Origin of the sequence: Sphingobium cloacae (genome assembly GCF_002355855.1) — a bacterium.
Taxonomy (GTDB): domain Bacteria; phylum Pseudomonadota; class Alphaproteobacteria; order Sphingomonadales; family Sphingomonadaceae; genus Sphingobium; species Sphingobium cloacae.
Genome location: NZ_AP017655.1, coordinates 433,171 through 451,779 on the forward strand (window position 1 = coordinate 433,171; position 18,609 = coordinate 451,779).

General features: G+C 64.5%; 16 protein-coding genes. 12 read left to right on the forward strand and 4 right to left on the reverse strand.

Features of this window, described 5'->3' with window-relative positions; translation table 11 throughout:
- Positions 1–18: 18 nt before the first annotated feature.
- The 8 genes from SCLO_RS02265 to SCLO_RS02300 all read left to right on the forward strand — a co-directional run bounded on the left by SCLO_RS02265 (position 19) and on the right by SCLO_RS02300 (position 10,288).
- A complete protein-coding gene (locus SCLO_RS02265) occupies positions 19–1,056 on the forward strand; it encodes a zinc-dependent alcohol dehydrogenase family protein (RefSeq protein ID WP_013846844.1) in 1,038 nt (345 codons plus the stop codon).
- On the forward strand, positions 1,053–2,624 hold the full coding sequence (locus SCLO_RS02270; protein ID WP_425454911.1) for a thymidine phosphorylase family protein: 1,572 nt from the start codon (positions 1,053–1,055) through the stop codon (positions 2,622–2,624). Before SCLO_RS02265 ends, SCLO_RS02270 begins: the two co-directional genes overlap by 4 nt.
- Complete coding sequence (locus SCLO_RS02275) at positions 2,621–3,538, forward strand: ribose-phosphate diphosphokinase (RefSeq protein WP_066520580.1); 918 nt, start codon at positions 2,621–2,623, stop codon at positions 3,536–3,538. Before SCLO_RS02270 ends, SCLO_RS02275 begins: the two co-directional genes overlap by 4 nt.
- A 557-nt stretch (positions 3,539–4,095) precedes the next feature.
- Positions 4,096–4,410, forward strand: a complete 315-nt coding sequence (locus SCLO_RS24370; protein ID WP_374411714.1) for a universal stress protein — start codon at positions 4,096–4,098, stop codon at positions 4,408–4,410.
- A 132-nt stretch (positions 4,411–4,542) separates the two neighbouring features.
- Complete coding sequence (locus SCLO_RS02285; protein ID WP_162849038.1) at positions 4,543–7,236, forward strand: HAD-IC family P-type ATPase; 2,694 nt, start codon at positions 4,543–4,545, stop codon at positions 7,234–7,236.
- The gene (locus SCLO_RS02290; protein WP_021246219.1) at positions 7,233–8,144 is read left to right on the forward strand and encodes a universal stress protein; all 912 of its coding nucleotides are present in this window, start codon (positions 7,233–7,235) and stop codon (positions 8,142–8,144) included. Before SCLO_RS02285 ends, SCLO_RS02290 begins: the two co-directional genes overlap by 4 nt.
- A complete protein-coding gene (locus SCLO_RS02295) occupies positions 8,141–9,109 on the forward strand; it encodes a calcium/sodium antiporter (protein ID WP_030090329.1) in 969 nt (322 codons plus the stop codon). Before SCLO_RS02290 ends, SCLO_RS02295 begins: the two co-directional genes overlap by 4 nt.
- Before the next feature lie 246 nt (positions 9,110–9,355).
- Positions 9,356–10,288, forward strand: a complete 933-nt coding sequence (locus tag SCLO_RS02300) for a 1-phosphofructokinase family hexose kinase (protein ID WP_030090330.1) — start codon at positions 9,356–9,358, stop codon at positions 10,286–10,288.
- Between the two features lie 124 nt (positions 10,289–10,412).
- On the opposite strand, the gene SCLO_RS02305 is transcribed toward SCLO_RS02300, so the two are convergent.
- From SCLO_RS02305 to SCLO_RS02320, 4 genes are read right to left on the reverse strand one after another with little or no spacing between them, the layout of a single operon-like run.
- Positions 10,413–10,745 carry a carboxymuconolactone decarboxylase family protein gene (locus SCLO_RS02305; protein ID WP_231746297.1) on the reverse strand — a complete coding sequence of 111 codons (333 nt, stop codon included), beginning with the start codon at positions 10,743–10,745 and terminating at the stop codon, positions 10,413–10,415.
- A 38-nt stretch (positions 10,746–10,783) separates the two neighbouring features.
- Complete coding sequence (locus tag SCLO_RS02310; RefSeq protein WP_030090332.1) at positions 10,784–12,049, reverse strand: TolC family outer membrane protein; 1,266 nt, start codon at positions 12,047–12,049, stop codon at positions 10,784–10,786.
- A complete protein-coding gene (locus tag SCLO_RS02315; RefSeq protein WP_021246224.1) occupies positions 12,046–12,249 on the reverse strand; it encodes a YgaP family membrane protein in 204 nt (67 codons plus the stop codon). Before SCLO_RS02315 ends, SCLO_RS02310 begins: the two co-directional genes overlap by 4 nt.
- A gap of 40 nt (positions 12,250–12,289) precedes the next feature.
- Positions 12,290–13,570, reverse strand: coding sequence for an NAD(P)/FAD-dependent oxidoreductase (locus tag SCLO_RS02320; RefSeq protein ID WP_030090333.1), 1,281 nt, complete (start codon positions 13,568–13,570; stop codon positions 12,290–12,292).
- Positions 13,571–13,653: 83 nt separating this feature from the next.
- Here SCLO_RS02320 and SCLO_RS02325 point away from each other — a divergent pair, with 83 nt between their 5' ends.
- Genes SCLO_RS02325 through SCLO_RS02340 form a run of 4 tightly spaced genes read left to right on the forward strand, consistent with a single transcriptional unit; the run spans position 13,654 to position 18,604 of the window.
- On the forward strand, positions 13,654–13,992 hold the full coding sequence (locus tag SCLO_RS02325) for a rhodanese-like domain-containing protein (RefSeq protein ID WP_021246226.1): 339 nt from the start codon (positions 13,654–13,656) through the stop codon (positions 13,990–13,992).
- A gap of 39 nt (positions 13,993–14,031) precedes the next feature.
- Positions 14,032–15,081, forward strand: a complete 1,050-nt coding sequence (locus tag SCLO_RS02330) for an efflux RND transporter periplasmic adaptor subunit (protein ID WP_030090334.1) — start codon at positions 14,032–14,034, stop codon at positions 15,079–15,081.
- A complete protein-coding gene (locus SCLO_RS02335; RefSeq protein WP_030090335.1) occupies positions 15,078–18,284 on the forward strand; it encodes an efflux RND transporter permease subunit in 3,207 nt (1,068 codons plus the stop codon). The genes SCLO_RS02330 and SCLO_RS02335 overlap by 4 nt, the downstream gene beginning before the upstream one ends.
- Positions 18,281–18,604, forward strand: a complete 324-nt coding sequence (locus tag SCLO_RS02340) for an ArsR/SmtB family transcription factor (protein ID WP_030090336.1) — start codon at positions 18,281–18,283, stop codon at positions 18,602–18,604. Before SCLO_RS02335 ends, SCLO_RS02340 begins: the two co-directional genes overlap by 4 nt.
- The last annotated feature ends 5 nt before the right edge of the window (positions 18,605–18,609 follow it).

The window sequence follows — 18,609 nt, forward strand, 5'->3', positions numbered from 1 at the left end:
GGTTGAACGGAGGAGATCATGAAAGCTCTCGTTTATCATGGCCCCGGCGAGAAGAGTCTCGAGGATCGCCCGAGGCCGGCCTTGCAGGCACCCGGCGATGCGATCGTGCGGATCACGAAGACCACCATTTGCGGCACCGACCTGCACATCCTGAAGGGGGATGTGCCGACGTGCGAGCCGGGCAGGATCCTCGGACATGAGGGTGTCGGGATCGTGGAGGAGGTCGGAACCGCGGTTGGAGCCTTCAAGCCCGGAGATCATGTCCTGATCTCCTGCATCACCTCTTGTGCCCGGTGTGAATATTGCCGGCGCGGCATGTATTCGCATTGCGTCGAGGGCGGCTGGATATTGGGCAACAGGATCGATGGCACGCAAGCCGAATTCGTGCGCATCCCCCATGCCGACAACAGCCTTCACGCGATCCCGCCGGGGGCCGATGAGGATGCCCTCGTCATGCTGAGCGACATTCTTCCGACGGGCTATGAGTGCGGCGTCCTGAACGGGAAGGTTGCACCGGGCAGCAGCGTCGCGATCGTCGGCGCTGGACCGATCGGCCTGGCGACCCTGCTGACTGCGCAATTTTATGCACCGGCCCGGATCATCATGATCGATCTCGACGACAATCGCCTCGCCGTCGCGCGCAAGTTCGGCGCGACGGACACGTTCAACAGCGGACGTGATCCGGTCGTGAGCCTGGTTCGAGAGCTCACCGACGGCAAGGGGGTCGATACGGCTATCGAAGCAGTCGGGATCCCTGCGACATTCGCGTTATGCGAAGAACTGGTCGCGCCCGGCGGGGTAATTGCCAATGTCGGTGTCCACGGCGCCAAGGTCGACCTCCATCTGGAGGAACTCTGGTCGCGCAACATCACCATCACCACCCGGCTCGTCGACACCGTCAGCACGCCGATGCTCCTGAAGACGGTCGAGGCCAAGCGCCTGCGGCCCGAACAGCTCGTCACCCATCGTTTCGTGTTGTCGGACATATTGGAGGCGTATGAGACGTTCGCGCGCGCAGCCGATACTCATGCCTTGAAGGTGGTGATCGACACGTGATCGGGGTTTCCAGCGATATTCCGGGCGATGCGCAGCAATTCCATCCGAATATAGGGAGTTCCGAACCGGCGGAACCATCGTTCGCGCGCGCGCGCCGGCTGCGCCTTCACACGCATCATGAGCTGGTCGCGATCATGCGGACCGACAGCCCGGTGTGCCATGCCGAGGGCCTTGCCGCGCACACCCAGGTCTATATCCGCAACGGCAGCCAGCCGATCGCGGCCACGCTCTATCAGGTGGAGGGCGACTTCCTGGCCGGCGACGAGATCGGTCTGTCCGAAGCGGCCTGGGTCGCGCTTGGCGTGGAGGAGGGAACCGTTGTCCAGGTCGGTCATGCGCCGCCCCTCGAATCGATCGCCTGCGTCCGCCAGCGCATCTACGGACACAGGCTGAACGGGGCCGCGCTGACCAGCATCGTCGGTGACGTGGTGGCGGGCCGCTATGCCGATGTGCACCTCGCCGCCTTCCTCACGGCTACCGCCACGCTTCCCTTCGACGAGGACGAGACCTACCATCTCACCAGGGCGATGGTCGAGGCCGGCGACCGTTTGCGCTGGCCGAGCGAGATCGTCGTCGACAAGCATTGCGTTGGCGGTCTGCCGGGCAACCGCACGAGCCCGATCGTCGTCGCCATCGCTGCCGCCTGCGGTCTGACCATGCCCAAGACGTCGTCGCGGGCGATCACGTCCCCGGCGGGAACGGCCGATACCATGGAGACGCTCACCCGGGTCGATCTCGACCTTGGCGCCATGCAGCGCGTGGTGGCGGTCGAGGGCGGCTGCCTCGCCTGGGGCGGCGCGGTCTGCCTCAGTCCCGCCGATGACATCTTCATCGGCGTGGAACGCGCGCTCGACATCGATACGGAGGGGCAGCTCATCGCCTCCGTTCTGTCGAAGAAGATAGCGGCGGGCGCGACCCATGTGGTGCTCGACATTCCGATCGGGCCGACCGCCAAGGTGCGCAGCGTCGCGGCGGCCGAACGGCTGGAAGCCACGCTTGGCGCCGTCGCCGCCCGTTTTGGCCTTGTTATCCGCTGTGTCCAGACCGATGGCACCCAGCCCGTCGGCCGGGCGATCGGGCCCGCCCTGGAGGCGCGCGACGTGCTGGCGGTGCTGACAGGCGATGCCGATGCTCCGCCGGGCCTTCGGGACCGCGCCTGCACGCTCGCCGGCGTGGTGCTCGAACTCGGGAAGGTCGCGGAAGAAGGCCAGGGACGCGCGCGCGCCGAACGCACATTGGCCGACGGCAGCGCCTGGGACAGGTTCCAAAGGATATGCCAGGCCCAGGGCGGCATGCGCACCCCGCCCACGGCCAGGCTCACCCATCCGATCCTGGCGGCGCATAGCGGCCGCGTCACCCATATCGACAATCGCCGGATAGCGCGCCTTGCGAAGCTGGCGGGCGCGCCCGACTCGCCGGCCGCGGGCATGCTTCTTCATGTTCGCCTGGGCGACGACGTTATCGCTGGCCAGCCTTTGCTGACCCTCCACGCCCAGTCGCAGGGTGAAATGGCTTATGCGCTGACCTACGCCGCCGCCAATGCCGACATGCTTGCGATCGTGCCATGACGGCGATGCTGTTTTCCATGCCCGGGAACGAACGGCTGGCCGCATCCATCGCGGAACATACCGGGTGGGCGACAGGCACGCTCGAGGTTCGCCGGTTTCCCGATCAGGAGAGCTATGTCCGGCTCCGCTCCGGGGTGTCGGGATCAGCCGTGGCCGTCATATGCACGCTCGCGCGGCCCGACGACCAGATCATGCGGCTGCTCTTTGCTGCAAGGCTGCTGCGCGAGAGCGGGGCGCGGTCGGTCCATCTCGTGGCGCCTTATCTTGCCTATATGCGACAGGATCGGCGGTTCAAGGATGGCGAAGCGCTGACGTCCCGCCAGTTCGCCCAGCTCCTTTTATCCGAGTTCGATGGGCTCGTGACCGTCGATCCGCATCTCCACCGCTACGCGGATCTGGGGGAGATCTATTCGATGGAGACGGCTTCGCTCGCGGCATCTCCGCTTCTGGCGGACTGGGTCCGGGCCAATGTCGATGCACCGCTCATCATAGGACCCGACAGCGAGAGCGAGCAGTGGGCGGGCGCAATCGCCAGGCTTATCGGAGCGCCCCATGCGGTCTTCGCGAAATCGCGGCGCGGTGATCGGGACGTCCTTATCGCGGCCTCGGACCTGGGGGCATGGAAAGGCCGCACGCCGATCCTCGTCGATGACGTGATTTCGTCGGGACACACCCTTGCCAACGCCGCGCGCGAGATCATCGACCAGGGCTTCCCTCCGCCGATCTGCCTGGCTGTTCACGGCCTCTTCGCGGCTGGTGCCGAGGCTTTGCTCAGGGAAGTCGGCTGCCGCATGGTTACGACCGAAAGTATCTCGCATGCCAGTAACGCGATCACTCTTGGCGCACTGCTTGGCGATGCGCTGGCCCGGCAGATGGAAGGGGGCGCCGGTCGGCTACGTATAACACCCGAATGAATCCCATCACGGCGCTGGGTAGCAGGAATAGCTCAAAGCTGGAGGGACATATGGCTATCAAGGACATTCTCGCCGTCGTCGATACCGGAGACAAGGACGAGCGGTTTTTGCGCGATGCGCTTGCCTTTGCCGAGTTCCACGACGCCAGCCTTGCCATCGTCGTGCTGTCGGCTCTCCCCGCGAGCGACTATGCCCTGACGGTTGCACTGCCTTATGTACTTCTTCCCGATTATACTGAAGCGGTGGAGGCGAAGCAGCAGCGGATCGCGATGCTCGCCCGCTCCACGAACGTAGAGGTGAGGACGATTTCGGACCAGCCGGCGGTGATCTTCGCCAAGACCGCGGTCTATGCCCGTTATGCCGACCTCGTCCTGTTCGGTCCTTCGGACAATTACGACCATCCGCCAATTCGACGTGATACGCTTGAGCGTTGCCTGTTCGCATCTGGGCGTCCCGTTCTGATCCTGCCCACCGGCTATAAACCGGCCGCCATCGATCACTTGGCGATCGGCTGGAATGCGACCCGCGAGGCGACGCACGCGCTGCGCGACGCGACCATGTTCGCGGCGCCTGGGGCAAGGATCGATATACTCATCCTCGATGCGAAGCCGACGGCCCAGGGCCACGGTTCCGAACCGGGAGCCGATGTCGCCCACCATCTCGCCCGGCATGGCTTTACGTCGACCGTAGTTCCCATCCAGGGCGGTGACGTGTCGGATGCGGAGGCGCTGGTCGAAGCGGCTCACCGGCGTGGCGCCGGGATGCTCGCGCTTGGCGCTTATGGCCACTCTCGCCTGCGCGAGATGATCCTGGGCGGCGTCACGCGCGACCTGCTCACTGGCGCGCCGCTGCCGCTGCTGTTTGCGCATTGAAGCCCATTCAATCGGCGGCACGCAAGCGCGGAACCGCGGGCCGGGAATGAAACCGGTCCGCACGGTCTTCGCTCCGCATGCTCAACACGAGATGGTTTGATGTAATACGAAAGAGATTTGATGTCAGGACCCATGGAAACTTCCGAAGTGCGCTGGCATATGCTGTCAACCAGCGAAGTTGCCACGGCACTCGACGTCGGTTGTGCGGGTCTCTCTTCTCCGGAGGTGGATCGGCAATCGGCCCGCTTTGGGCCGAACGCGCTACCCCGGTCGGCGCGTCGCAATGTGTTCCTTAGGTTCCTCGCGCAATTCCATAACACGTTGATCTATGTGCTTCTTGCCGGGGCATTGGCCGCAGCGCTGCTCGATCACATGATCGACGCGGTGGTCATCGTCGCCGTCGTGATCGTGAATGCGGTGATCGGGCATATCCAGGAAGGAAAGGCTGAACAGGCGCTTGAGGCCATCCAGCAGATGATCGCGCCCAAGGCCAGCGTGGTGCGTGACGGCGTGAGGCAAACGATTCCCGTCCGCGAGATCGTGCCCGGCGATCTCGTGATGATCGAGGCCGGTGATCGCGTTCCCGCCGATCTCAGGCTTCTCCATGCGCGGCGAATGCTTATCGACGAGGCGCTGCTGACGGGCGAATCGGTGGCTGCCGAAAAGCAGGAAGCGGTGCTGCCCGAGCAGACCGATTTGGCGGATCGGCGTAATATGGCCTTTTCGGGCACGATGGTTGCGGCTGGGCACGCAAGCGGGCTCGCTGTTGCCACCGGATCTCGCACGCAGATCGGACGGATCAGTTCGCTTATCCAGTCGGTCGAACAACTGGCAACCCCGCTGCTGAAGCAGATCGACGGTTTTGCCCGGCGCTTCACCTGGTTCGTACTCGCGGGGGGGCTTGCGCTGTTCGCCTTTGCCGTTCTGGCGCGGAATTACGATTGGATCGACGCGCTGATCGCCGTGGTCGCGCTCGCCGTGGGGATCGTGCCGGAAGGGCTGCCGGCGGTCATCACGATTACTCTCGCGATCGGCGTGCGGCGGATGGCGGGGCGCAACGCCGTCATCCGAAAGCTCCCGGCCGTCGAAACGCTCGGCGCGACCTCGGTGATATGCACCGACAAGACCGGCACGCTCACACGCAACGAAATGACGGCCCGCCGCGTCATCACCGAGCGGCATACGATGATCGCGAGCGGATCCGGCTATGTTCCCGATGGTCAAATCCGGATCGTCGGGTCCGGGGACCAGGCAGAGGCTATGGCCGATGCGATGCCACTGATCCGCTGCGGGCTGCTGTGCAACGATGCCGCGCTGCGCAAGGTCGGTGCGGAATGGCGTGTCGAGGGCGATCCGATGGAGGGGGCCCTCTTCGCCCTGGCAATGAAGGCGGCCATCGATCCGGAGCAGGAGCGGGCGGAATGGGAGCGGCTCGACGAGATTCCCTTCGACGCCGCGCATCGGTTCATGGCGACGCTCTGCCGGGGTTCCAACGGCACGCGCTTGCTGTTCGTGAAGGGCGCGCCCGAAGCGCTCTTGGCGATGACCGCGCCCGACAATTGTTCCTATTGGGAGAGTTCCATCGCTACCGCCGGAAGCGATGGCGAGCGCGTTCTCGCCTTCGGCGCGAAGGAAATGCCTGCCGGCAGCGAACGGATCTCGTTCGAAGATCTCTCGACTGGCGTGTGCCTCCTGGGCCTTGTCGGCTTCATCGATCCGCCTCGTGCGGAGGTCAAGGACGCCATCGCCGAATGCCGGTCCGCCGGAATCGGCGTCAAGATGATCACTGGCGATCATGCGGCGACGGCGCTGGCGATCGCCCGGCAACTCGACCTTGCCGACGACCCGCGCGTGCTGACCGGGCTGGAACTGGAAAAGCTTCCGGACACCGAACTGGAGCAAGCGGTCGCGGATGTCTCGGTCTTTGCCCGGACCAGCCCGGAACATAAATTGCGGATCGTCCGTGCGCTGCAGGCTCAGGGAAAGATCGTCGCGATGACGGGGGACGGCGTGAACGACGCGCCGTCCCTCAAGCAGGCCGACGTCGGGGTCGCCATGGGCATCAAGGGCACCGAAGCGTCGAAAGAAGCGGCTTCCATGGTGCTGCTCGACGATAATTTTGCCTCGATCGTCAGCGCCGTTCGCGAAGGCCGAACGGTCTACGACAACATTCGCAAGGTCATTTCCTGGGAAATCCCTACGAACGGCGGTGAAACACTGGCGGTCGTATTGGCGATCCTGCTGGGCTTCGCGCTGCCGATGACGGCGACGCAGATCCTCTGGGTGAACCTCGTCCTCGCCGCCACGCTCGGCCTCGTGCTGGCGTTCGAGCCCACGGAACCCGGTGCGATGTTGCGCCGGCCACGGGAGCGCGGCGCGCCGTTGCTTTCGCCGTTCCTGCTTTGGCGTGTCCTTCTCGTCTCTGTGCTGTTCGCGGCCGTCACTCTCGGAATCTTTTTCCATGTTCTGGCGCAAGGCCGGAGCCTGGAGATGGCGCGCACCATGGTCGTCAACATGTTCATCATCGCGGAGATCTTCTACCTCTTCAACGTCCGCTATCTCCACATGACGTCCCTGACATGGCGCGGCGCGATCGGTACTCCCGCCGTGTTGATCGCGATCGGCGTTCTCGTCATCGGCCAGGCGCTCTTCACCTATGCGCCGTTCATGAACGCGATTTTCCACTCGCAGCCGCTGGGCTTCGCGGACTGGGTGTTGCTGGTGGCGTGCGGCATGCTTCTCATGCTGTCGCTGGAGGTGGAGAAGCATGTGATGCGGCGACTGGGCTGGTTTAGCGAACTTAATAATCAGGAGGACATGCCATGACGCGTGACGGTTTCCCTAAATGCATCGCGCTCGCGACCGACCTCAGCCATCGTTGCGACCGCGCCTTCGATCGCGCCCTGCTGGTAGCCCAGGCATGGCGGGCGGAGCTTATGGTCATCCACGCGCTGAACCCGCCGGAAGACGGGATGCTGTCCGTCCGACTCGGCGATCTGCCGTCCTGGCGTCGGCCTCTCGAAGACCCGGTGCGGGCGGCGCGCCATCGCATCTACCACGACCTTGTTCGCGAGGCGCCGCCAATCGACATTTCGGTCCACGTCGAAACCGGCTCGCCGGCACCGGTCGTCCTCGATATCGCCGGAAAGGGCGAGGCGGGCCTGATCGTCACCGGCGTGGCTCGCGATGGGCCGCTGGCCCGGATGCTGCTCGGCGATACCGTGGACCGGCTGATCCGCAAGGCGCCCGTTCCGATCCTGATCGTACGCGACCGCGCTTTCGAGCCTTACCGCGCCATGGTGGTCGCGACAGATTTCTCCGCGCCCGCCCGGATCGCTCTGGAGACCGCCGTCCGCTTTTTTCCCGATGCGGCTATCTCCCTTTTCCACGCCTACGATGTGCCCTTCGCGGGCTATCTCGGCCGATCGGAAATCGAACGGCAATTCGAGGGTTATGGCGAGGCTGCGGCCGACAAGTTCCTTGCCGAAGCGGGACTGTCTGATGTGGCGGCCCGGAACGTCACGCGCATGATCGAGCACGGGGTTCCCGAAGCGCTGCTTCGCGACCGTGCGGAAAATGCCGCACGTCACCTGACGGTCGTTGGAACCCATGGCGGTGGCCTCGTCTATGAGGCTATGATCGGCAGTACGGCGCGCAAGATCCTTGATGCGGTCCCGGGCGATGTCCTCCTCGTACCCGATCCCGCCAGGCGCAAGGTGAACCCGGCCGGATGACGCTGGCGATCGTTTCCAGCCTCATGGGGCTCGCCGCCCTGATCGCTGGTGCGGAGTGGCTGGTGAGGGGAGGCTCGGCGCTGGCCGCGCGGCTGGGCGTTTCGCCGCTGCTCATCGGCCTCACGATCGTGGCGCTGGGAACGAGCACGCCCGAACTCGCCGTCGGGATCGAGGCGGCGCTCCAGGGAAACGGCTCGCTCGCGGTTGGCAACATCGCCGGCACCAACACCGTCAACATCCTCCTTATCCTCGGCCTCAGCGCGATGCTGCAACCACTTGCCATTCGGATGCAGACGCTGCGTCTGGAACTGCCTGTCATCGTCATCGCGTCGGCCGCGCTACTCGTCTTTGCCTGGGACGGTGTGCTCTCGCGCCTTGAGGGGCTGTTTTTGATCACGATGGGAATGGCCTTCACGCTGACCGTCATTCGCGTCGCCCGGCGGGAAAGCATCACGGTGAAGCTGGAGTTCGCGCGGGAATTCGCGGCGCCGCGCTTTTCCCGCCGCCACGGTTTCTCCGCAATGGCGATGCTGGCCATCGGCCTCGTCGTGATCGTCGTGGGCGCCAACTGGCTGGTGGATGGTGCGGTCGCGCTTGCCCGGTTGTGGAACGTATCGGACGCCTTTATCGGACTGACGATCGTTGCGATCGGTACTTCCGCTCCTGAACTCGTTACGACGATCATTTCGACGATTCGTGGCGAGCGCGACATCGCGATCGGCAATCTGATCGGCAGCAGCGTTTACAATATTCTGGTGATTCTCGGCGCGGCCTGCCTGTTTCCGTCGAACGGGATCGAGGTCAGCGCGCAACTGATCCGGGTCGACATCCCGGTCATGTTGGGGGTCGCGCTGGCCTGCATTCCCGTATTCATCAGCGGACGCCAAATTTCGCGGTTCGAGGGTGGAATGTTTGTGAGTGCCTACTTGCTATATCTTGCCTATTTGATCAATGATCGGATTTAACCGATAAGGAAAGCGCGAGGGCATCTTTTGACAACGCCGCGATTTTCCCGCCTTTCGTCTATTATCCAGTGATTTTGGGTCGCAGGCGGTGGCTGCTGCTGTCAGGTTGCTAACGCGGGTCTTTCGATCCCGGTAGAACTTCGCACCCTTTCGATCGGAGCCTTCGCATTCGTGGACCCGCGATAGCGTAACGATTAGGGAAATCCCGGATAGACCCGAGCCCATCCGGGTCCCTCAATGGCGGCCATGATGAACATCGCGACCCTCACCCTGAACCCGACGATCGACGTCGCCTATGAAGTCGATCATGTCTACCACACCCGTAAAATGCGGACGAAGACAGAATTCTATTCGCCGGGTGGCGGGGGAATCAACGTGGCCCGTGTCTATGTCCGGCTCGGCGGGAACGCGCGGAGCTACTATCTTTCGGGCGGTGCAACCGGCCACGCGCTCGATGGTCTGCTCGACCTGCACCAGCTGGTGCGCAACCGTATCCCGATCAAGGGGCATACCAGGGTGGCCACCGCAGTGCTCGAGCGCGAAAGCGGGAAGGAATATCGCCTCGTTCCGTCCGGACCGATGGTCGAACCTGCAGAATGGCGGCAGTGCCTCAATCAGCTCCAGACGGCACAATGTGACTATCTGGTCGCGAGCGGTTCGCTCTCACCCGGCATTCCGGATGATTTCTATGGCCAGGTCGTCGCGATGATGACGGAACGCAATATACCGGTCGTGCTCGACAGTTCAGGCGCTGGCCTGCGCGGAGGCCTTGAGCAAGGCGGCGTCTTCCTCGTCAAGCCCAGCATTGGCGAGTTGCGCCAGTTCACCGGTCGGGATCTTCCCGACACGGAGTCGGTGGGACGGGCGGCCATGCAGATCGTCGGGGGCGGTCATGCGCAATATGTGGCGGTGACGATGGGGCACGAGGGCGCTCTCCTTGCCTCGGCCGAGCGCCAACTCCTGCTTCCCGCAGTGGACATCGAGGTCAGAAGCGCGGTCGGCGCGGGCGACAGTTTCCTTTCGGCGATGGTCTTTGCTATCTCCTCAGGCTGGGAGATCGAAGAAGCGTTCCGCTTCGGCATCGCGGCAGGCGCGGCGGCCGTGATGAATCCGGGGCACGATCTTGCGCGACCCGAAGACATCCGGCGGCTCTATTCGCAGGTCCGTGCAGCCTCCTGAACCTTGCGTTGAACTTGAGCGTACTCCACCGACCAGTTCATGATCGTGGTTCCCGGTCGCGAAATTCGCGACCGGTTCGGCGCACTGCCGGTCAAGTGTTCGGCTGTTTCGATTTCACGGCGTATTATTGTTTCGCTTGATCGGAGAACTGATCGAAGGCCTCGACCGCCTGCGCGGCATACATGAGGCTGGGGCCAGCGCCCATGTAGAGCGCCATGCCCATCGTCTCCATCACTTCATCGCGCGTGGCGCCATGCTTGACGGCGGCCTTCGAATGGAAGGCAACGCAGCCGTCGCAGCGGATGGCGACCGAGATGGCAAGAGCGATCAGTTCCTTGGTCTTGGCATCGAGCGCCCCGGCCTTGGTGGCCGCAGTCGCCATGGCGGAAAAGGCCTGCATCACGTCGGGCGTGCCGAGCCGCACTTCCTTGATGGCGCCATTCAGCTCGGTCGCCATTTTCGGCCAGTCCTTGTGCATATCGTCTCCTGTAAAGTTCAGCGTCCGAGAAGGGCAAGCAGTCGGTAAGCCGCGACGATGCGATCGCTTCGCGCGCGAGCTTCGCTGACCGCTGCGGCGGTTGCCTCGCGTTCGGCATCGAGCAGATCGAGCTGGGGCTTCATCCCCACGCGAACCTCGTGGCGCACGCTGTCGCGCGCCTGTCCGGCGGCAAGGGCTTGCTGGGAAGCAGCCGCTTCGACCAGGGCGGCCGAGCGCACCCCGGAAAAGGCGCTGATCGTCTGTTCATCGACGGCGGCGCGTGCGGCGCGCATACGCGCATCGGCGGCCCTGACCGCACTATCGGATTCGGTAATCTTGGCTGAGACTCGCCCGCCCGCGAATATCTGCCAGCGCGCCCGCACGCCGACCGTGGCGGCATCGGAGCGATAATCGGGAAAGAACTGGTCACGCACCGTCGAACCTTCGGCGAAGGCGCCGATCGTGGGCAGGCGTTCGGCCCGCGCGCCCCGCGCGCCGGCCTGGGCGGCATCCAATGCCGCTTCGGCTTGCGCCAGCGCCGGGTTGTTCCCGCGGGCGCTGTCGAGCGCTTCATCGAGCGAGGCAGGCAGGACCGGACTTGCCGGAATGGGCTGGAGATCCTGCGGGGCAAGGCCAGTGAGGTTGGTGAATCGCGCATCGGCCGAGATGGCAAAGCCGCGCGCGCCTTCAAGGGCTGCCTGTGCTTCGGCAAGGCGCGCCGCCGCCTGCGCAACATCGGTGCTGGGGCTTTCGCCTGCCTTGAAGCGGAGCCGGGCCTGGCGCTGGATCTCCTCCATCTGGCCGACCATCTGTTCATAGAGCGCTATCATTCGGTGCGTGGTCAGCACGTCGCCATAGGCTTGGACCGTCGCGACAACGATCTGGCTGCGGGTCATCGTTTCACCGGCGCGTGCTGCTTCGCTGCCCGCTTTCGCCTGTGCGATCCCGGCGCTGACCCTGCCGCCCATAAAGAGGGGCTGTTCGATAGTGAGCTGCGCCGCGCGCGGCGTGACGTTGGCCGCCGGAAGCCCGAAGAAACCCTGCGGATCGAGTCGTCCATAGCCGATCGTCCCGCTCAGCGTCGCGGTTGGCAGACCCTGGCCGCGTGCTTCCCTGATCCGGGCGTCGGCCGCATCGGCATCGGCCCCCGCCGCCTCGATTTCCGGCGCGTGGTTCACGGCGGCCGCAATGGCTTCTTCAAGCGTCGTTGCCTGCGCGGGCATGGCGACACTCGCCAGCAGGCCGGCGAGCAGGGGGAGGGGGATCGTCCGCCTGAGCGTCATTTGAAGGCGGTTCCCGGACGGACGCCGAACGCCTTGAACACCATCGCAGCCGGGCAGAAACCAGTGAAGCTTGCCTGAAGCATATTGAGGCCGGCAAAGGCGGTGAGCGCGATCCACCAGGGATGCACGGTCAGCGACAGGACGACGCCGAGCAGTACGACACAACCGGCGAACGCCATCACGGCACGATCGAGAGTCATCAGTCTCACTCCTTCGCTTGGGAAACCAGAAGCCGGGGCATCAGAAACGCAGCTTGCGGATGCCCATCGCGTGCATGGCGAGCTTTTCGTAGAAGGGCTCGCTCTCGCCCTTGCGGACCTTGCGCAGGAAATATTTCTCAAAGCCGACCTTGGCCAGATGGACCCATTTGCCGCTGGACGACCAGTTGACGTTGCGCGGCGGGATCTGCGGCTGGGCGACGAAGGCGACGCCTCCGTCGCCAAAATCGGCGAGACACACCGCGTTCCACGTCGCTTCCGCCGTCGGCTCCTGGCCGTCGAGAACCAGCGAGAGATTGGCGGCGATCGCCGTGACCATGGATTCGATCATGAAACCGGTCTTGGGCACGCCCACCGGAACCGGCGTCGGGCCGGTCGGCGGGATGGCGACACAGACACCGAGCGCGAATATCTCGGGGAAGGCCGGATTGCGCTGGTGCTTGTCGACGATGATGAAGCCGCGCGGATTGGCCAGCCCTTCGATATTGCTGACCGCGGGGACGCCCCGGAACGCAGGGAGCATCATCGAGAAGCCGAAGGGCAGGTCGTGCGTCTTCTTCACCGCGCCGTCCTCGCCGACTTCCTCGACGTGCATGACGCCGGGCTCGACCTTGGTGACGCGGGCGTTGGTGATCCATTTGATGTGGCGATCACGCAGCTCGCTCTCGAGCAGCGACTTGGTATCGCCGACGCCGTCGAGCCCAAGGTGGCCGATATAGGGTTCGGGCGTCACATAGATCATCGGCACCTTGTCGCGGATCTTGCGCTTGCGCAGTTCGGTGTCGAGGATCATCGCGAATTCGTAGGCCGGGCCGTAGCAGGACGCGCCCTGCACCGCGCCGACGACGATCGGGCCGGGATTTTGTGCAAAGGCATCGAACGCATCGGCGGCGGCTGAGGCGTGGGGCGTCTGGCAGATGGAGAGGGTATGGCCGCCATGCGGACCCAGCCCCTCGATCTCGTCGAACGCGAGTTCCGGGCCGGTAGCGATTACAAGATAATCGTAATTGATGGATGAGCCGTCATTGAGTTCGAGTCGCTTTTCGCCGGCATGCAGCCGCTTCGCGCCGACCGAGGTGAAGCCGATCTTCTTTTTGGCGAACACGGGAGGGAGGTGGACCTGGATGGCTTCAGGCTCGCGCCAGCGCACGGCGACCCAGGGATTGGACGGGATGAAGTTGTAGGTATCGCTATCGGATACCGTCATCACGTCGGCGCGGTCTTTGACGGCAGCCTTGATCTCATAGGAGGCGATCGTGCCTCCCAGACCCGCGCCCAGCACCACGATCAAAGGCTTGCCCATCTGCGATCCTTCCATGTCTCAATGGCATTGACGAATATCATCATTACACGTTATATGCAAATAACAAAGTTGAGGAAGCTGCCATGTTCGGATTCAAGAAACGTGATGCCCACCGTGAGATCGGCCCCGCCGAGCTGGACGCCATGCTGAAGGGCGGCAAGGCGCTCCTGATCGACGTGCGCGAGACAGGCGAGTTCGCCGCCGGCCACATACTGGGCGCAATAAACATGCCACTGTCGGGCTTTTCACCTCGTAACATCCCTGATCCCAAGGGCCGGACTGTCGTGCTGCAATGCGCGGGCGGAAAGCGCTCGGGCCAGGCACTCGATCAATGCGCGGCGGCGCAGAGCGCGATCGACACCCACCTCGCTGGCGGGATCGGTGCGTGGAAAGACGCCGGCTTCCCGGTCGTTGGTGATTGAGAGCCTGAAAGAGAACCAAAAAAGAGGGGTATCGGCGGCATGATGAGCGGCAGGGGCAAGTGGCTCTGGTTGGCGGGCGCCGCGCTGGCGCTGTCGGCATGCGGGAGCAAGCCGGAGCAGGAGCAGGCGGCGGCGACGCTACCCGCCGGGGAAACTCTGCGGCTCGCCGCAACCGAAATCCCGGACATGAAGGTAGTCGGCGCGGAGATCGCCACGCGCGACCAGGCCGAAGTGCTCGCCCGCATCCCCGGCATCCTCACGTCGCTTTCCGTCCGTGCCGGCGACACGGTGCAAAAGGGCCAGCGGATCGGCATGATCGTCGATTCGCGGCTCGGCTATGAGACAAGCGCCTATGGCGCCCAGACCGCCGCCGCCCAGGCCGAAGCCGCGCGGACCAATGCCGATCTCGCCCGCATTCGCGATCTCTATGGCCAAGGCGTCTATGCCAAGGCGCGCCTGGATCAGGCCGTTGCGGCCGCGCGCGCGGCCGATGCGCAGGTTGCTGCCGCTCGGGCGCAGCAGGGCGCAAGCGTCAGCGTCGCGGGGCAGGGGGCGGTGATCGCCCCGGCGAGCGGTCGGGTGCTTCGCGCCGATATTCCCGCCGGATCACCGGTGGCGCCGGGCATGTCGATCGCGACGGTTACCGCGGGGCCGCCGGTGCTGCGGTTGATGCTGCCGGAGTCGGTTGCCGGACAGGTCCATCCCGGTGCGCGCGTGATCGTCAATGAAGCGGATATGCCGTCCGGGCAGCGCGAAGGCAGTGTGGCGCAGGTCTATCCCGCGATCACTGGCGGCCAGGTCCGCGTCGATGCGACTTTGCCTGGGCTTTCCACCCAATTCATCGGCCGCCGCGTGAGCGCGTCGGTCGAGATCGGCACGCGCAAGGCGCTGGTCGTGCCGCGCTCCTTCATCACCACGCGCTATGGCATGGATCAGGTGCAGATCGTCGCGGAAGGCAAGCGGCTCAGCATGGTGCCGGTCCAGATCGCGCCGACGGCCGATCCCGCCCTGGTCGAGATATTGAGCGGTGCGGCCGCCGGCGACGTGCTGTTCGCCCCCGGTAAGCCGGCCAAGGCTCCGCGGCCATGAATCTCGGTGTTTCCGGTCGCCTCACCAGGGCCACTATCGCTTCCCCCCTGACGCCGCTGTTTCTGCTGGCGGCGATCGCTGTCGGTCTGCTGGCTCTTCTTTCCATCCCAAGGGAGGAGGAACCGCAGATCAGCGTGCCGATGGTGGACATTCAGGTGATGGCGCCCGGCCTGTCCGCCGCCGATGCGACCGAGCTGGTGGGCATTCCGCTCGAAACCATCGTCAAGAGCGTCGACGGGGTGGAGCATGTCTATACCCAGGCGCAGGACGATGGCGTAATGGTGACGGCGCGCTTCCTCGTCGGGTCGAACCCGGAGGATGCAGCGATCCGCATCGAGGAGAAGCTGCGCGCCAATTGGGATCGTAAGCCGGTCGGCATCCCCGATCCCAAGGTGACGGTGCGCGGCATTAACGACGTTCCCGCTGTCGTCCTGACCCTTGCCCCCAAGCCCGGCGCGGCAGGGCAGTGGAACGATGCCAGCCTCTACGAACTCGCCGCGAAGCTGCGCACCGAGATCGCCAAGGTCGACAATGTCGGGATCAGCTTCCTCGTCGGTGGCCGCCCCGAGGAAATCCGCATTGCGCCCGATCCGGCCAGGCTCCGCCAGTATGGCGTGCCGCTGGGGAGCGTGATCGAGGCCGCGAGCCAGGCCAATCGGTCCTTTCCGCTGGGTAATATCCGCGAGGACGGCAAGGCGGTCGGCGTCACGGCGGGCCGCACCCTGTCATCGGCGCAGGAGGTCGGACTTCTGACCGTGCGCTCTGCCTCCGGCTCGCCCGTCTATCTGCGCGACGTTGCCAGCGTAACGCAGGGGCCGCGCGAGGATCAGGCGCGGGCGTGGCGCTGGGCGAAGGAGGAAAACGGCAAGTGGCATAGCGCCCCCGCCGTCAGCATCGCCTTCGCCAAGCGCGCCGGCGCCAATGCCGTGGTGGTGTCCGATGCGATCCTCGAGCGCGTCGAGAGCCTGAAAGGCAAGCTCATCCCCGATGACGTCACGGTCGCCGTCACCCGCAACTATGGCGAGACGGCGAACGAGAAGGCCAACGAGCTGCTGTTCCATCTGGCGCTGGCGACCGTCTCCATCGTCGTGCTGATCGGCTTCGCGATCGGGTGGCGCGAGGCGGGCGTGACCGCCGTGGTCATTCCGACGACGATCCTGCTGACCATGTTCGCCTCGAACCTCATGGGCTACACCATCAACCGCGTCAGCCTGTTCGCGCTGATCTTCTCGATCGGCATCCTCGTCGACGACGCGATCGTCATGATCGAGAATATCGCGCGCCATTGGGCGATGGACGATGACCGCAACCGTACCCAGGCCGCGATCGAGGCGGTGGCGGAGGTCGGCAATCCCACGGTGGTCGCGACATTGACCGTGGTTGCGGCGCTGCTGCCGATGCTGTTCGTTTCCGGCCTGATGGGCCCCTACATGGCTCCCATCCCGGTCAATGCGTCGGCGGCGATGATCTTTTCCTTCTTCGTCGCCGTGGTCATTGCGCCGTGGCTGATGATCCGTTTTGCCCGCAAGACGCTCGGCTCTGGCCACGGCCATGACGAGAGCGGCGGCAAGCTGGGGCAGCTCTATGCCCGTGTCGCGCATCGCGTCATCGATACGAAGAAGTCCGCCCGCAATTTCCTGATCGCGGTGGGCGTGGCGACACTGGTCGCCTGCTCGATGTTCTATTTCAAGGCCGTTACCGTGAAGCTGCTGCCCTTCGACAACAAGTCGGAGGTTCAGGTCGTGGTCGATATGCCCGAAGGCACCGCGCTCGAAAACACGGGCCGCGTGCTGGAAGATGTTGCCGGCGTGGTGCGAGGCTTGCCCGAAGCGACGGCGATGGAGGCCTATGTCGGCACATCGGCGCCGTTCAACTTCAACGGCCTTGTCCGCCATTATTTCCTGCGCTCGCAGCCCGAGCAGGGCGATGTGATGGTGACGCTGCTGCCCAAGGGGGATCGCAGCCGGTCCAGCCATCAGATTGCGCTCGACCTGCGCCAGCGGCTGAAGGCGCTGCGCTTGCCCAATGGCGCATCTATCAAGGTGGTCGAGACGCCTCCAGGACCGCCCGTCCTCGCGACCCTGCTGGCCGAGGTCTATGGCCCCGACGAAGTCACGCGCCAGAAGACAGCGTCCGAGCTGGAAAAGATCTTCAAGTCCGTCCCCTTCATCGTCGACGTGGACAACAGCTTCGGCGAGGCGCGCCCGAAGCTCCGCCTCGACGTGCAGCGCGACCGGCTCGATTATTACGGCCTTTCCCAGCGGCAGGTCGCCGACAGCATCGGTATGCTCATGGGGAGCCAGACTGTCGGCTACGCGCCGCGCGGCGATGGCCGCAGCCCACTACCGATTACAATCGCGCTGGAACAGAAGGACCGCAGCTGGACGCAAGCCTTGTCGAGTATGCCTGTCGCACAGACGCCGGGCGGCCAGCTCATCGACCTTGGCGCGGTGGTCGAAGCGCGCACCGAGACGGGGAGTCCTGCGATCTTCCGCCGTGACGGTCGATATGCCGACATGGTCACGGCCGAGCTGGCCGGAGCCTATGAAGCGCCGATCTACGGCATGATCGAAGTGAACCGCGCGGTCGATGCCTATGACTGGGCGGCCAAGGGCCTCCAGAAGCCGGAAATCCGTCTCAACGGTCAGCCCGAGGATGAGAGCGTGCCGTCCCTGCTCTGGGATGGCGAATGGGAGATCACCTGGGTCACGTTCCGCGACATGGGCGGCGCCTTCATGGTCGCGCTGCTGGCGATCTACATCATCGTCGTCGCGCAGTTCAAAAGCTTCCGCCTGCCGCTCGTGATCCTGACGCCGGTGCCGCTCACGCTGGTCGGGATCGTCATTGGCCACATGCTGTTCCGTGCACCGTTTACGGCAACCTCGATGATAGGGTTCATCGCGCTCGCCGGTATCATCGTGCGCAACTCGATCCTGCTGGTCGACTTCATCCGCCATTCGGCCACGCCGGACAAATCGCTGCGCGACGTGCTGCTGGAAGCCGGCACGATCCGGTTCAAGCCGATCGTTCTCACGGCCGCCGCGGCGATGATTGGCGCGGCCGTGATCCTGACCGATCCGATCTTTCAGGGTTTGGCGATCTCGCTGCTGTTCGGCCTTGCGTCCTCGACGCTGCTGACCGTGCTGGTTATTCCGGCCATTTACATCGTGCTTCGAGATGATGGGAAACCCGCGACCAGATGATGCCGCTTGAGACGCCCCTTGCACAACTCGCCGAGCACGCCGCCCATGCGGCGAGCGTGCTGAAGCTGCTGGCCAATGAACAGCGTCTGCTGATCCTGTGCCGGCTGACCCAGGGCGAATTCTCCGTCGGGGAGATGGTGGAGTTGTGCGGGCAATCGCAATCCAGCGTGTCCCAGCATCTGGGGAAATTGCGAGAAGGGGGTCTGGTCAAGACCCGGCGCGAGGCGACGACGATCTACTACAGCCTTGCTGACAGCGACGTCCGCAAGTTGATCGACATGCTCTGCGATCGCTTCGGTCCCGGTGCTGGACAATCCTGAGAAAT

Excerpts from the sequence above, each read along its gene's own strand:
- SCLO_RS02315 (WP_021246224.1), bottom strand. The coding sequence starts at position 12,249 with ATGACTCTCGATCGTGCCGTGATGGCGTTCGCCGGTTGTGTCGTACTG.
- SCLO_RS02325 (WP_021246226.1), top strand. The coding sequence starts at position 13,654 with ATGTTCGGATTCAAGAAACGTGATGCCCACCGTGAGATCGGCCCCGCC.
- SCLO_RS02310 (WP_030090332.1), bottom strand. The coding sequence starts at position 12,049 with ATGACGCTCAGGCGGACGATCCCCCTCCCCCTGCTCGCCGGCCTGCTG.
- SCLO_RS02330 (WP_030090334.1), top strand. The coding sequence starts at position 14,032 with ATGATGAGCGGCAGGGGCAAGTGGCTCTGGTTGGCGGGCGCCGCGCTG.
- SCLO_RS02290 (WP_021246219.1), top strand. The coding sequence starts at position 7,233 with ATGACGCGTGACGGTTTCCCTAAATGCATCGCGCTCGCGACCGACCTC.
- SCLO_RS02320 (WP_030090333.1), bottom strand. The coding sequence starts at position 13,570 with ATGGGCAAGCCTTTGATCGTGGTGCTGGGCGCGGGTCTGGGAGGCACG.
- SCLO_RS02285 (WP_162849038.1), top strand. The coding sequence starts at position 4,543 with ATGGAAACTTCCGAAGTGCGCTGGCATATGCTGTCAACCAGCGAAGTT.
- SCLO_RS02300 (WP_030090330.1), top strand. The coding sequence starts at position 9,356 with ATGATGAACATCGCGACCCTCACCCTGAACCCGACGATCGACGTCGCC.
- SCLO_RS24370 (WP_374411714.1), top strand. The coding sequence starts at position 4,096 with ATGTTCGCGGCGCCTGGGGCAAGGATCGATATACTCATCCTCGATGCG.
- SCLO_RS02305 (WP_231746297.1), bottom strand. The coding sequence starts at position 10,745 with ATGGCGACCGAGCTGAATGGCGCCATCAAGGAAGTGCGGCTCGGCACG.
- SCLO_RS02275 (WP_066520580.1), top strand. The coding sequence starts at position 2,621 with ATGACGGCGATGCTGTTTTCCATGCCCGGGAACGAACGGCTGGCCGCA.
- SCLO_RS02295 (WP_030090329.1), top strand. The coding sequence starts at position 8,141 with ATGACGCTGGCGATCGTTTCCAGCCTCATGGGGCTCGCCGCCCTGATC.
- SCLO_RS02340 (WP_030090336.1), top strand. The coding sequence starts at position 18,281 with ATGATGCCGCTTGAGACGCCCCTTGCACAACTCGCCGAGCACGCCGCC.
- SCLO_RS02335 (WP_030090335.1), top strand. The coding sequence starts at position 15,078 with ATGAATCTCGGTGTTTCCGGTCGCCTCACCAGGGCCACTATCGCTTCC.
- SCLO_RS02265 (WP_013846844.1), top strand. The coding sequence starts at position 19 with ATGAAAGCTCTCGTTTATCATGGCCCCGGCGAGAAGAGTCTCGAGGAT.